The sequence below is a fragment of the Pseudomonas sp. fls2-241-R2A-110 genome (assembly GCF_030209165.1).
GTDB lineage: Bacteria > Pseudomonadota > Gammaproteobacteria > Pseudomonadales > Pseudomonadaceae > Aquipseudomonas.
The window spans coordinates 20,261-33,371 of sequence record NZ_JARVSN010000026.1 but is presented as its reverse complement, the minus strand read 5'-3'; the positions used below and the strand labels follow the sequence as shown (position 1 = coordinate 33,371).

General features: G+C 59.0%; 16 protein-coding genes. 8 read left to right on the top strand and 8 right to left on the bottom strand.

Annotation, left to right across the window (positions count from 1 at the left end; all coding sequences use genetic code 11):
* Positions 1 to 4 precede the first annotated feature (4 nt).
* The 6 genes from QRN31_RS22095 to QRN31_RS22070 all read right to left on the bottom strand — a co-directional run bounded on the left by QRN31_RS22095 (position 5) and on the right by QRN31_RS22070 (position 4,203).
* Positions 5 to 1,339, bottom strand: coding sequence for a sensor histidine kinase (locus QRN31_RS22095; RefSeq protein WP_285434555.1), 1,335 nt, complete (start codon positions 1,337 to 1,339; stop codon positions 5 to 7).
* Between the two features lie 174 nt (positions 1,340 to 1,513).
* Complete coding sequence (locus QRN31_RS22090; RefSeq protein ID WP_285434554.1) at positions 1,514 to 1,972, bottom strand: Spy/CpxP family protein refolding chaperone; 459 nt, start codon at positions 1,970 to 1,972, stop codon at positions 1,514 to 1,516.
* A gap of 125 nt (positions 1,973 to 2,097) precedes the next feature.
* Entirely contained in the window at positions 2,098 to 2,775 is a 678-nt protein-coding gene (locus QRN31_RS22085; protein ID WP_285434553.1) for a response regulator transcription factor, read from the bottom strand.
* A gap of 7 nt (positions 2,776 to 2,782) precedes the next feature.
* On the bottom strand, positions 2,783 to 3,196 hold the full coding sequence (locus tag QRN31_RS22080; protein ID WP_285434552.1) for a translation initiation factor 2: 414 nt from the start codon (positions 3,194 to 3,196) through the stop codon (positions 2,783 to 2,785).
* 109 nt (positions 3,197 to 3,305) lie between these two features.
* Positions 3,306 to 3,605, bottom strand: a complete 300-nt coding sequence (locus tag QRN31_RS22075; protein WP_285434551.1) for a YciI family protein — start codon at positions 3,603 to 3,605, stop codon at positions 3,306 to 3,308.
* A gap of 1 nt (position 3,606) precedes the next feature.
* The gene (locus QRN31_RS22070; protein WP_090181450.1) at positions 3,607 to 4,203 is read right to left on the bottom strand and encodes a septation protein A; all 597 of its coding nucleotides are present in this window, start codon (positions 4,201 to 4,203) and stop codon (positions 3,607 to 3,609) included.
* Between the two features lie 87 nt (positions 4,204 to 4,290).
* On the opposite strand from QRN31_RS22070, the gene QRN31_RS22065 reads away from it, so the two are divergent.
* From QRN31_RS22065 to rluB, 6 genes are all read left to right on the top strand, one after another.
* Positions 4,291 to 5,154, top strand: a complete 864-nt coding sequence (locus QRN31_RS22065; protein WP_222585199.1) for a PHP domain-containing protein — start codon at positions 4,291 to 4,293, stop codon at positions 5,152 to 5,154.
* A gap of 13 nt (positions 5,155 to 5,167) precedes the next feature.
* The gene (locus tag QRN31_RS22060; RefSeq protein WP_285434549.1) at positions 5,168 to 5,797 is read left to right on the top strand and encodes an L-threonylcarbamoyladenylate synthase; all 630 of its coding nucleotides are present in this window, start codon (positions 5,168 to 5,170) and stop codon (positions 5,795 to 5,797) included.
* Entirely contained in the window at positions 5,798 to 6,616 is an 819-nt protein-coding gene (locus QRN31_RS22055) for a segregation and condensation protein A (protein ID WP_090181454.1), read from the top strand.
* A gap of 11 nt (positions 6,617 to 6,627) precedes the next feature.
* Entirely contained in the window at positions 6,628 to 7,614 is a 987-nt protein-coding gene (gene scpB / locus QRN31_RS22050) for an SMC-Scp complex subunit ScpB (RefSeq protein WP_285434547.1), read from the top strand.
* A 131-nt stretch (positions 7,615 to 7,745) separates the two neighbouring features.
* On the top strand, positions 7,746 to 7,937 hold the full coding sequence (locus QRN31_RS22045) for a DUF1289 domain-containing protein (protein WP_285434546.1): 192 nt from the start codon (positions 7,746 to 7,748) through the stop codon (positions 7,935 to 7,937).
* Positions 7,938 to 8,080: 143 nt separating this feature from the next.
* On the top strand, positions 8,081 to 9,349 hold the full coding sequence (rluB, locus tag QRN31_RS22040) for a 23S rRNA pseudouridine(2605) synthase RluB (RefSeq protein WP_285434545.1): 1,269 nt from the start codon (positions 8,081 to 8,083) through the stop codon (positions 9,347 to 9,349).
* 200 nt (positions 9,350 to 9,549) lie between these two features.
* On the opposite strand, the gene QRN31_RS22035 is transcribed toward rluB, so the two are convergent.
* Both QRN31_RS22035 and QRN31_RS22030 read right to left on the bottom strand, forming a co-directional pair.
* Positions 9,550 to 10,515: a M29 family metallopeptidase gene (locus QRN31_RS22035; RefSeq protein WP_285434544.1), complete on the bottom strand. Its 966-nt coding sequence runs from the start codon at positions 10,513 to 10,515 to the stop codon at positions 9,550 to 9,552.
* 68 nt (positions 10,516 to 10,583) lie between these two features.
* On the bottom strand, positions 10,584 to 10,721 hold the full coding sequence (locus QRN31_RS22030) for a hypothetical protein (RefSeq protein WP_167360483.1): 138 nt from the start codon (positions 10,719 to 10,721) through the stop codon (positions 10,584 to 10,586).
* A gap of 491 nt (positions 10,722 to 11,212) precedes the next feature.
* Between QRN31_RS22030 and QRN31_RS22025 the strand changes: the two genes are divergently transcribed.
* On the top strand, positions 11,213 to 11,350 hold the full coding sequence (locus tag QRN31_RS22025) for a hypothetical protein (protein WP_285434543.1): 138 nt from the start codon (positions 11,213 to 11,215) through the stop codon (positions 11,348 to 11,350).
* A gap of 299 nt (positions 11,351 to 11,649) precedes the next feature.
* The gene (locus QRN31_RS22020) at positions 11,650 to 13,065 is read left to right on the top strand and encodes an amino acid permease (protein WP_285434541.1); all 1,416 of its coding nucleotides are present in this window, start codon (positions 11,650 to 11,652) and stop codon (positions 13,063 to 13,065) included.
* Positions 13,066 to 13,111 lie beyond the last annotated feature (46 nt).

The following is a 13,111-nucleotide window of genomic DNA, read 5'->3' as shown; positions in this document are numbered from 1 at the left end:
TCAGTTAAGAGGTGACTCCGGGCACCAACGGTAATTCCAGGCTGGCGATAAACCCGCCATCCGGGTGGTTGGCCAGCACCAGGGCCCCGCCATGTCGTTCTGCCGCTCGGCGCGCAATCGCCAATCCCAGGCCATGTCCGGGCGCTGTTTGCCCGGGTGCCCGGTAGAACGGTTCGCCCAACTGACTCAAGTGGCCGGCATCGACTCCCGGCCCATGGTCACGCACGCTGACCACGATCCGTTCGCCCTGACGCACCGCCTGCATTTCAATCGCCTGCCCCACCGGGTTGAATCGCTGAGCATTGCGCAGCAGGTTATCCACGGCGCGTTCGATCATCGTCGGCCAACCCTTGAGGTTCAGCTGCGGTTCGGCCTCGAGGTGTACGTTCTGCTCCGGCGAACCCAGCTGAGCATCCTTTTGCAGGGTGTTGAGCAGCGCATTGAGATCAACGTCTTCGGCGCTCGCGTTGTCGGCATCGACTCGCGCCAACACCAGGATTTCACTGATCAACGCTTCCAGCCGATCACACTCGCGCGTCAGGCGCGGCGCAAGCTTTTCCCGTTCCTCGGGCGTTGCCCGTTCGGCCAGCGCCAGCGCAATACGCAGTCGGGCGAGAGGGGAGCGCAATTCGTGGGACACGTCGCGCAGCAATTGCCGCTGGCTGCCGATCAGACTTTGCAGGCGTGCACCCATGCGGTTGAAATCGTTGGCCAGCACGCCGAATTCATCGCGGCGATTGGCCAGTTTCACCAGGCTGTTCTGCTGATAGGTGGTTTGCCCCAGATCATGCACCGCGCCGCGCAAGCGACTCAGCGGTCGCGTGATGGACAATGTGACGAAGAGGCTGAAAAGGGTCAGCACCACCAGGGCAATACCCAATGCGCTCAACGGCCAGAGCAGGCTTTCGCGGTGCCAGGCGTCCAGTTCCGGGTGTGGAATGCGGTAGATCAGCAGGTAGGTTTCGCCGGTTTTGTCGCTGGTGTATTCCGCGGTCAGACGCCGCCACGGCAGGCGCCTATCGTCATTGTTCTGCCGTGCTTCGAAGGCGGCCGCACGACGGGGGAACGTGCCGCGCACCACTGGGTCGCCGCTCTCGTTGAGCACTTGAACGTCGATGTGATATTGGCGTTTGCGCTGTTCCAGAATGTCCTGGGCCGCTTCCTCGCCCTGGGATTCATAGGTTTGCGTCCACTGTTCAGCCAAGTTGTTCAAGCCCGGATGGCGACTGAGTATCCACGCATCCTGGTTAAGCATGTGCCCCAGCAAAATGGACAGCCCTGCAACCAGAGCGATGGCCAGCCAGAAGCTGGCCAGAATACGCCAGAACAATGAGCGCACAGGAAATCCTCGAACAATCACAAATCAGTGTGGGAGTGAGCCTGCTCGCGATAGCGGTGTGCCAGACAAGCATTTATTGACTGGTGCACCGCTATCGCGAGCAGGCTCACTCCCACAATGAACTGATTAGAAACAGACCCGACGGGTTTAGTCGTCGGGTCCGGGGTTAGCGCATTATTGCGCTTTTGGCTGTTGCTGCTGTTGCTGCGCTTTCCAGGCCTTGAACTCAGCCCATTCGGCGCGACGTTCAGCCTGTTTTTTCTGGATCTCGTCGAATTTCTTCTGTTGATCCGGTTTCAGCAGGGCACGTACATCTGCTTCGGCTTTCTTGTGGTTGGCGGCCATTTCGTCTTTCATGGCTTTCTGGTCGGCTGGCGAGAGTTTTTCCAGGTATTTGTCGACCAGTTGCTTACGCTCGTGCATCTGCTCGCCCATGATCTTGCGGATCTGGTCGCGCTGTTCACGGCTCAGGTCGAGCTGGCTGTATGGGCCTTTGCCGTGCATGCCGTGCATCTGACCGCCGTGGTGCGAACCGTCCATCGGGCCACCCATCGGGCCGGTACCTTCAGGCGCAGCCATGGCAATGGTCGGCAGGGCGGCAGCGAACATCAGAGCGATAAGAGTCTTGCGCATGGTGTATCTCCTTGTCTCGTTCCCGGTACGTTCCGGATGAGTACAGATTACGAGGATCAAGGTAAGCGGCGGTCAGCGGAGCGTAAAGCTTGGGTAAAGACGATTTTGTGCTGACCTGACAAATCTTACAGGCTGTAGTAATAACCGCGACTACGCAGGGCAACGATGCGCGGACGGCCGTCGGGGTGTGGGCCGATCTTTTTACGCAGGTTGCTGACGTGCATGTCCAGGCTGCGGTCGTACAGGGTCAGTTTGCGGCCGAGGGCGATTTGCGCCAGTTCCTGCTTGTCCAGCGGCTCGCCAGGTTGCTTGAGCAGGGCTTCGAGCAGGCGGCTTTCGGAAACGGTGAGGGTGAATTCCTGTTCGTCGATGCTGACCACACCGCGCACCGGGCTGAAACACAGGTCGCCCAGTTCGAGCTGGCTCGACGCGGCCGCCGGATGACTGCGGCGCAATACGGCGCGCAGACGGGCTGTCAGTTCCCGCGGGTCGCACGGCTTGGCCAGGTAGTCGTCGGCGCCCAGTTCCAGGCCGAGGATGCGATCCAGTGGCTCGCCGCGGGCGGAGAGCATCAGCACCGGCAAGTCGGGATGATCGCTGCGCAATTGCTTGAGCAGCTCCAGGCCACTGCCATCGGGCAGCATCACGTCCAGCACCACGGCTGCCGGAGACGTTTCGGCCAGCGCACGGCGGGCACTATGGCCGTCGTGACAGGCACGGACCTGAAAGCCTTCCTGGCTCAGCCAACTGCTCAGGAGCTCACACAGCTCCTGGTCATCATCAATTAATAACAGCTCGCTCATGACTCACTCAATTTAGCCATTGCCTACGTTTTCTTGTGGCACCGCTGGCGAAGATACCGCAGAGCAGTGCCAAAAGCGCAACTGCGGCGCCAATGACGAACCACTGCTGTTGATCGGTCAGCAGGCGTGGAAGCGGATTGCTGGCCTGGGTTTCCTTGAGTTGCAGCTTGAGGCGCTGATTCTCTTGGCGCAACCGGGCCAGTTGAGCGCTTTCACGCTCAGTATCGGTACTTTGCAGTTGTTTGCTCAGTTCTTCTCGTTGCTGTTCGCTAGCTTTCAAGCGTTGTTGCAACTCGGCGATCTGGCTGCCGGCGCTCAATGACAACGGCGTCGAACCGGCGCCCTCGGCGCGTTCCTCACCATGGACAGGGGCCACAATCGACAACGTCACCAACATCAGACACAACGGACCTTTGCGCATCGCCACTCCTGATTCCAATACGAGTATTGGGCAGGTTGTCGGCCGTCAGACGAGAATAATGAGCGTTGAGAGCGCGATGAACCGACAAGGTTCACCGCGAGACAGGACTTTATGGCAGGACTTGCTTGAACGGCTTGACCGAAACGTTGGCGTAGACGCCTGCGGCGACGTAAGGATCGGCATCGGCCCAGGCTTGTGCCGCGCTCAGGGAATCGAACTCGGCGACGATCAGGCTGCCGGTGAAACCCGCAGCGCCCGGATCATTGCTGTCGACCGCCGGGTGTGGACCGGCCAACACGATACGCCCTTCGCCCTTGAGCACTTGCAAGCGCTCAAGGTGTGCAGGCCGTGCGGCCAGGCGGGCTGGGAGGGAGTCGGCAACGTCTGTGGCAATGATTGCGTAAAGCATGTCAGTCCTCGGTTTTTGGCGTTGTGGTATCGGCGTCATGCAGGTGGCGGGACAGGTAAATGCCCTGGCCGACCAGGAACAGCAACGTCATGCCCAGGCTGCCGAAGACCTTGAAGTCGACCCAGTAGCTCTGGAACGTGAACGCGACGAACAGGTTGGCGGCACCGCAAAACAGGAAAAACCCGATCCAGGCGATGTTCAGACGCGTCCAGATCGGGTCCGGCAGCGTCAGTGCGTGGCCCATGATGCGCTTGATCAGCAGTTGGTCGCCGATGAAGTGGCTGCCAATGAAGGCCAGGGCGAACAGCCAGTTGACCACCGGCGCTTTCCATTTAAGGAAGGTCTCGCTGTGGAACGCCAATGTCAGGCTACCGAACACCAGGCAGGCGATGAGGGTCAGCCACTGGCTCTTCTCCAGCTTGCGCTGTTTGATGAACAGCGCGCCGTAAACCACCAGGGAACTGATGATCAGCATCGCGGTGGCGCTGTAAATACCGCCTACAGTCACTTCATGGCCGGCGACGTCGACGACCCGTGGATCGATCTTGAAGACGATGAAAAACAGCAGAAGCGGGATGAAATCGATGAATTGTTTCACAGTGGCAGCCAGAAGCAGGATGTGGCGGCATAATAACAAACATATGGGCGCGCGATAGCGCCAGCTGATTTGAGGTAACACATCCCCGTGAATGTCGATTTGCACTGCCATAGCACCGCTTCCGATGGCGCCCTCGCGCCGGCAGTTCTGGTAGCGCGTGCGTACGAGAAAGGCGTGCGAGTCCTGGCCTTGACCGATCACGACACCCTGGAAGGCCTCGATGAGGCCCGCACCGCTGCGTCCGAACTGGGAATGCAACTGGTCAATGGCGTCGAATTATCCTGCACTTGGGGCGGTGCGACCATTCATGTGCTGGGCTACGGGTTTGATGTCAATGCCGCCCCGTTGGTCGAGGCCATCGCCAAATTGCACGATGGCCGCTGGCTAAGGTCCGAAGAAATAAGCCGCAAACTGGCGCTGAAAGGCATGCCGGGAGCGCTGGACGGTGCCCGGGCCATGCAACAAGAGCTGGGTGACAGCGGCAATGCGCCGGCCCGTCCGCACTTCGCCGACTGGATGGTGCGTGAAGGTTTCGTCAAGGATCGCGCCGAAGCGTTCCGCAAATGGCTGGGCGCCGGCAAGCTGGGCGACGTCAAGCAACACTGGCCGACCCTGGAAGACACGGTCGAAACCCTGAGAGCCGCACAAGCCTGGGTCAGCCTGGCGCATCCGTGGCACTACGATTTCACTCGCAGCAAGCGTCGCCGGCTGATTTCTGACTATATTCAAGCTGGGGGCCACGCTATCGAAGTGGTCAATGGCCATCAGCCCGCCGAACAAGTGGGCAGCCTGGCGATTCTCGCCCGTGAATTCGGTCTGCTGGTCAGCGCCGGCAGTGATTTTCATGGCCCTGGAGGCTGGTCCGAGATCGGTGAATATCGCCCGCTCCCGGAGGATCTGCCACCACTGTGGTGTCGATTCAAACATGACCCAATTATTGCCGTCGTCTGAACAGGTAGAGAATGTGAGTCAATTTTTCCAGATTCATCCGGAAAACCCGCAAGCGCGCCTGATCAAGCAGGCTGTCGAGATCATTCGCAAAGGCGGGGTGGTGATTTATCCCACAGACTCGTCCTACGCAATCGGTTGCCAGATCGGCGACAAGAACGCCGTGGAGCGCGTGCGCCGGTTGCGCGGGCTGGACGACAAGCACAACTTCGCGCTGATTTGCAGCGACCTGTCGCAGTTGGGGCTGTTCGCCAAGATCGACACCGGCCTGTTTCGCTTGCTCAAGGCGCATCTGCCGGGACCGTACACCTTCATTCTGAACGCCACCCGCGAAGTCCCGCGGCTGTTGCTGCATCCGAAAAAACGCACCATCGGCCTGCGGGTGCCAAGCCATCCGATAGCCTTGGCGCTGCTTGAAGAACTCGGTGAGCCGCTGATGAGCGTGACCCTGATCCTGCCCGGCGAAACCGATCCGATGACCGATCCTTACGAAATGCGCCAGGTGCTCGAGCATCAGGTCGACCTGATCATCGATGGCGGTTTCGGCGGGATCAAGGCGTCCACCGTGATCAACCTCGCTGACGGCGAGCCGGAAGTGATCCGTGTCGGTTGCGGCGACCCTGCGCCGTTCATGGCCGAGGCGTAGATGTCCGCAGTAGAACCCGTTGACAGTCAGGCTGGCGCGCAGCAAGAGCTACCCTTCGCCATGGTCTATGGCCAGGCGGTCATGGAAATGCCGCTGGACCTGTACATCCCGCCGGACGCACTCGAGGTTTTTCTCGAAGCCTTCGAAGGTCCCCTCGACCTGCTGCTGTACCTGATCCGCAAACAGAACATCAACATCCTCGACATCCCGGTGGCGGAAATAACCCGTCAATACATGGGGTATGTCGAGTTGATGCAATCGGTGCGCCTGGAGCTGGCCGCCGAATACCTGGTGATGGCCGCGATGCTGGCCGAGATCAAGTCGCGGATGTTGCTGCCGCGTGCCGAAACCATCGAAGACGAAGAAGACGACCCGCGCGCGGAGCTGATCCGGCGCTTGCAGGAGTACGAACGCTTCAAGGCCGCTGCCGAAGGCATCGACGGCCTGAGTCGGGTCGGGCGTGACGTGGTCGTGCCCAAGCTCGATGCCCCCGAAGCCCGGGCGCGCAAGCTGTTGCCGGACGTGCGCCTGTCAGAGCTGTTGTTGTCCATGGCCGAAGTCCTGCGCCGTGGCGACATGTTCGAAAGTCACCAGGTCAGCCGCGAGGCGCTGTCCACCCGCGAGCGCATGAGCGACGTGCTGGACCGGCTCAAGGGCGGTGGTTTTGTGCCTTTTGTCGAGCTGTTCACCGCTGAAGAAGGACGCCTGGGGGTCGTGGTGACCTTTATGGCGATCCTCGAACTGGTCAAGGAATCTTTGGTCGAGCTGGTGCAGAATGAGCCGTTCGCGGCGATCCACGTGCGAGCCCGAGCCGAATAACGAGTTGAATCATGAACCTGACTGAACCCCGCGAGCTGGCGCCACTGCTTGAAGCCTTTCTGTTGGCCTCGGGAAAACCGCAATCGCTGGAACGCCTCTTCGAACTCTTCGAAGAGGGCGAGCGACCGGAGCCGCCGGTCTTCAAGAAAGCCCTGACGATTCTGGCCAAGTCCTGCGACGGTCGCGCCTTCGAGCTGAAGGAAGTGGCCTCCGGCTATCGCCTGCAGATTCGCGAAAAATTTTCGCCGTGGGTCGGACGACTGTGGGAAGAACGCCCGCAGCGTTATTCGCGCGCCATGCTCGAAACCATCGCCCTGATCGCCTATCGCCAGCCGATCACCCGGGGCGAGATCGAAGACGTGCGGGGCGTGGCGGTCAACAGTCACATCGTCAAGACCCTGCTGGAGCGCGAGTGGATTCGCATCGTTGGTTACCGTGACGTGCCCGGCAAACCGGCGATGTTCGCCACCACCAAGGCTTTTCTCGATCACTTCAACCTGAAAAACCTCGACGATTTGCCGCCACTGGCTGACTTGCGTGAGCTGGAACCTGATCCGGTGCTCGACTTCGACGACGCGCCAGTCCCGGCCAGCTTGCAGGAACTGGCCGACGCCAGTGCAGAGCCGGAAGAGCCCAAGGAAGAAACCAGTTTCCATACGCTGTTGCTGGAACTGGACACCATGGAGGAGGGGCTCAAGACCGACTTCGACGACATTTTGCGTGATGGCGCGTTGACTGAGTCTGAAGAAGTTCTGGAGCAGCCGGAGCCGGAAATTGAAGTTGAACTTCATCCTGAGCCTGAAGCCACAATCGAAGAAGATCAGGAAGAAGAGCTGGAAGACGACGTTCTCGGTGTCGCCCAAGCGCGAGAGAAACTCCTGGCGGCCGTCGCTGCACTAGAGCAACACAAACCCGAGCCCGAACTGAGCGACGAAGAAGCCGAAGCCCGTGCCTTGGCCGAAGCAATCGAAGCCGAACGCCGCGAATTCGACGACTGACGCCTACCCCCCTGTGGGAGCGAGCCTGCTCGCGATAGCGGACTGCCAGCCACCTTGATGTTGAATGTTTAGCCCTAATCGCGAGCAGGCTCGCTCCCACAGGTGATTTGAGGTGTTTCCTGGAGTTGGTAATGAGTTCAACCAAAGACCCTTGCATCAGCCTCTGCAAATTCACCGACGACATCTGCCTCGGCTGTGGCCGCAGCAAGCGTGAGATCAGGGCCTGGAAGAAACTCGACAAGACCGACAAACACACAATCCTCGCCGAAGCCTCCCTGCGACTGATCAAACTCGGCGCCACCGGTCGGCGGAAAAACAAGTAACTCTCCATTCCTCAGCTAGTCTCTGATGCGCGAATGCTTCCATGAGCGTATGATTCGCGACCCCCGAGCGATCCCTTCGCCCAGGACTCAGTTTTACATCGCTTCAGGCAAGGCCTGAACAGACCACACCGGGAGGTGCCCAGATGAGTATCAACGACCAGAAAGACGACCAGGAAATCGGCCCCGCAGGCGAAAAGCTGCAGAAAGTCCTCGCCCGTATCGGCGTCGGCTCGCGCCGTGACGTAGAAGCCTGGATCAGTCATGGCCGCATCAAGGTCAACGGCAAAGACGCCACCCTTGGCCTGCGCGTCGACCTGCACGACGCCATCACCATTGATGGCAAGGTGATCAAGCGCGAAGAAGCCGCCGAGTCGGTACGCCGCGTGATCATGTACAACAAGCCCGACGGTGAAATCTGCACCCGTGACGACCCGGAAGGCCGTCCGACCGTGTTCGACAAAATGCCGAAACCGAAAGAAGGTCGCTGGATCAACATCGGTCGCCTGGACATCAATACCACCGGTCTGCTGATGTTCACCACCGACGGTGAGCTGGCTAACCGCCTGATGCACCCGTCCTACGAAATGGACCGTGAATACGCGGTGCGTGTACGTGGCGAAGTCGATGACGAGATGATCGAGCGTCTGAAAGCAGGCGTCGTCCTCGAAGACGGCCCGGCCAAGTTCACCGACATCAAGCAAGCTCCAGGCGGCGAAGGTTTCAACCACTGGTATCACTGCGTGGTGATGGAAGGTCGCAACCGCGAAGTTCGTCGCCTGTGGGAATCCCAGGGCCTGGTGGTCAGCCGTCTGAAGCGCGTGCGTTTCGGTCCGGTGTTCCTCAACTCCGACCTGCCGATGGGTCGCTGGCGCGAAATGAGCCAGTACGAAGTCGACATTCTGAGTGCTGAAGTGGGCCTGACCCCAGTGGCCATGCCGCAGATGAACGCCAAGAGCAAAGACAAGCTTGAGCGTATGCAGCGTAAATCGTCCCGTCCGGTCGGCAAAACCGAACGCGTGCGTACGTTGCGCCCAGCGGCTGGCGCCCCGGCTGCCGGTCCACGTTCTCCGCGTGAGCCGAAGATTGAAGGCGAGCGTCCGGCCCGCAAGCCAGTGGCACCGCGTGCCGATGGCGAGCGCGGTCCACGCACGCCGCGTCCGGCCAATGGTCGCACTGAACGTGGCGAAGGCCGCGGTGCGCCAAGCGGTGGTCGCAGTGATCGCGGTGCTCCAGCAGGTCGCGGTACGCCTGTGGCAGAGCGTCCTTCGGACACCAAGCGCCCGGCCAAGCCAGCGCCGAAGAAACGCCCAGGCATCGTTCTGGTCGACAAGGACGCGCCATCGGGTAAGCGTCGCGGTGCACCAGCCGGTTCGGGCCAGCGTCCGGGCTTTGGTCGTCGCAAGCCTGAGTAATCGGTAAGCGCCACATAAAAAACGCCAACCTTCGGGTTGGCGTTTTTTTTGTCTGTCTTTAAGTAAGGTGGTGACTGTTCGGGCCTCATCGCGAGCAAGCTCGCTCCCACAGTGGATCGCATTTCCATGAGACAACGCGGTCACCTGTGGGAGCGAGCTTGCTCGCGATGAGGCCCGTAGTAGCACCACCTGCTTTGTGGCTAAAACACAAATCGTCCATCAAACACTGGCTCATCATCCAGCGCCAACACGCCGCTGGAAAAAATCAGGTCCAGATGATGACTGCCCTTGGCCCCGCCACCCAACCCCAGATGCAACCCGCAATGTCGCTCCTCAAACCCGGCGTTGCGCGCGTAGAGCGCCTTCACGCCTTCGTTGGTGCCAATCCCCAGCTCCTCGATCCGCCGATTCGATGGGTTGGCTTGCAGGTATTTGTTGAAGTCATGTTCCAGCCCCGGCACGTCCGTGGCGATCTTGCTGATGGTCGAGTTCTCGATCCACAACTCCAGCGGCGAATCCAATACGCCGTATTTGCGGGCAAAGGGAATGGTGCTGAGGAACGTCCCCATAAACTTTACCCGGCCATTAATGGCTTCGCTGTGCGTTGCGATTTCACCAGGGGCCAGGTCAAAGTTGCCGACGCCGTTAATATCGGTCCACTTCTTGATGCTGCTCAGCGGTGTTTCAAACCACGAGCCACGATCATCTTTGAAACTTAGGGTTGTCGCCTGCGACATGCGCTGGATCAAGTGGCTGTTCAACCCGGCAATACGTTGCGGCGTGACACTGAAGGTGTCGTAGAAGTAATCGCCGTAATCCTTGAACAGCAGCGACTTCTTCCAGTTCTCGGCCATTACGCCTTGCAGCGCGCGGACAAACTCCGGGCCTTCTGGCCGTGGATTGGGCAGGGTGGAGGAGTCATAGAAGAAAATGTACAGGTCGCTGTCGACAATCGCCTGGGCGAGACTTTCTGTCGGTTCGAGGTCCAGTCGCAGGGTGCTGAAACGGAAGGGCTGGCTGCCAGTGGCCTGTTCGGCGATGGCGCCGGTCAGCGCCTCGTAATCAGCCGTATGGCCCAGCAAGACCTTCGCCGGATGAAGGCCGGCGACGGCAGGGTGATGTTCGAGGTAGTAAAGGAAATGCGAAATGGCGCGTTGCTTATCCATGTAGTCCTCCCTGACAAACCGAGAAAAGTGGCGGGCACAACCGGCCGGATTATGCCCGCCAGGATGGCTTACAAAGGCCACATCGCCGTGCCGAACGGAACAACCGCATCGGCTTGCATCATTTCAACGGCGGCTTCATGGGTCGGTGCTTCAAACCAATCGTCCAGTTGCAGTTCAGTGTCCAAGTCTTTTTCAAGTGCTTGCATTGTGAATCTCCTAGATGACTTTTCGGTAAGTGCAACGGCGCATTTTTCAGTCATTGAATAACGCGCCAACTTGCCGGTTGATGCGTCTCGGCAAGTCGCTGAAAACCTAGTTCAGGGTTTTTTAAATTGCAAAAAAATAATTAAATAAGATTTATTTGAACTTTTTATTCTGTTTTTAAACGACGGATTTATTAATAAAAAACAAAAAACTAACTCGACCTTTCCGTAGGAAGCGTCCTACCGTCAATTTGCAGTCGTCCTGCGTAGAGATCTGGTCTGGAACTTTTACGTTACGGGTTGTAAAGAAAAGCTTACGAAAATGCCCTTCAAACCCCTTGGATTGACGTGCACGGCAAGCTTGTAAGGAAAACCTGCCGCCCTGACACCGTTGAACCCGAAGGCAGGGCTCTGGCTGGCTTGTTTCAGGCGCGCTGGAAGGGTGAGATGCGCCCCATGCCTGTCGTGCAGGTGCATAACAAGAAGGAGGCGCAATGAACGCCGTGACGCATTTTCATCTCTCCCCGTGGGGCGATTTTTCGTTGCTCCCGTCGATGACCCGCAAAGGTCAGACCTTATGTATGCAGCCGCCCGAGAAGCTCGGGGCGGACACAGGCAATCCCGGCAAATGACACGCTGATCCAGTGGTGTCTGGCAGCAGGGGGTTACAGGTGTACAATGCGCCGCGTTTTACCTGTGACCTCCTGCGCAAATGCGCAAATTTCGAGGCTATCCGCCTTGTTCACTCCGTCGCGTCACGAGCGTGTCGGGTTCGATTTCGTCACAGATAAAAACAAACAGGTGACGCATGACCTTAGTAAATACGCTGAACTCCTGGTGCTTGCGCTGGGGTTTGATCGGCGCTGCTTGAAAGTGCAACTGAGCAGCAACGTCGACTGAACATCATCAAACCTTGCGTGAGACCCTTTTCATGAGTGGACAAAACTCGCATTCAGGCGAGCTGAAACGCGGCCTGAAAAATCGCCATATTCAACTGATCGCCCTTGGTGGCGCGATCGGTACGGGGTTGTTCCTCGGCTCGGCTGGCGTACTCAAATCCGCCGGCCCGTCGATGATCCTCGGCTATGCCATCTGCGGCTTCATCGCGTTCATGATCATGCGCCAGCTCGGCGAAATGATCGTCGAAGAGCCCGTGGCCGGTTCCTTCAGCCACTTTGCGCACAAATACTGGGGTGGTTTCGCCGGCTTTCTGTCGGGCTGGAACTGCTGGATCCTGTACATTCTGGTGGGCATGTCGGAGCTGACTGCTGTCGGCAAATACATCCACTACTGGGCGCCGGACATCCCGACCTGGGTCTCCGCAGCCGGCTTCTTCGTCTTGATCAACCTGATCAACCTGGCCAACGTCAAAGTCTTTGGCGAGGCCGAGTTCTGGTTCGCGATCATCAAGGTCGTGGCGATTGTCGGCATGATTGCGTTGGGCAGCTACTTGCTGGTCAGCGGCCATGGCGGCCCGCAAGCCTCGGTGAGTAACCTGTGGTCCCACGGCGGCTTCTTCCCGAACGGCGTCAGCGGTCTGGTGATGGCGATGGCGATCATCATGTTCTCCTTCGGTGGCTTGGAAATGCTCGGTTTCACCGCCGCCGAAGCCGACAAACCGAAAACCGTGATCCCCAAAGCCATCAACCAGGTGATCTACCGGATCCTGATTTTCTACATCGGTGCGCTGGTCATTCTGCTGTCGCTGACCCCTTGGGACAGCCTGCTGGCTACCTTGAACGCGTCCGGCGACTCCTACAGCGGCAGCCCGTTCGTTCAGGTGTTCTCGATGCTCGGCAGCAACACCGCCGCGCACATCCTCAACTTCGTGGTGCTGACCGCGGCGTTGTCGGTCTACAACAGCGGCACCTACTGCAACAGCCGCATGCTGCTGGGCATGGCCGAGCAGGGTGATGCGCCCAAAGTCTTGTCGAAAATCGACAAGCGCGGCGTGCCGGTGCGTTCGATCCTCGCGTCGGCGGCGGTGACGCTGATTGCGGTGTTGCTCAACTACCTGATTCCGCAAAACGCGCTGGAACTGTTGATGTCGCTGGTGGTTGCAACCCTGGTGATCAACTGGGCGATGATCAGCTTCTCGCACTTCAAGTTCCGCCAGCACATGAACAAGACCCAGCAGACGCCGCTGTTCAAGGCCCTGTGGTACCCGTACGGGAACTACATCTGCCTGGCGTTCGTGGTCTTCATTCTCTGCGTGATGCTGTTGATCCCGGGGATTCAGATCTCTGTGTACGCGATCCCGGTGTGGGTGGCGTTCATGTGGGTTTGCTACGGCATCAAGAACAAGCGCAGTGCGCAACATGCGCTGCACGCGGCAAACGCGAAGTAAGCGCGGCACATAGAAACAACAAACCCGGCCATGTGCCGGGTTTGTT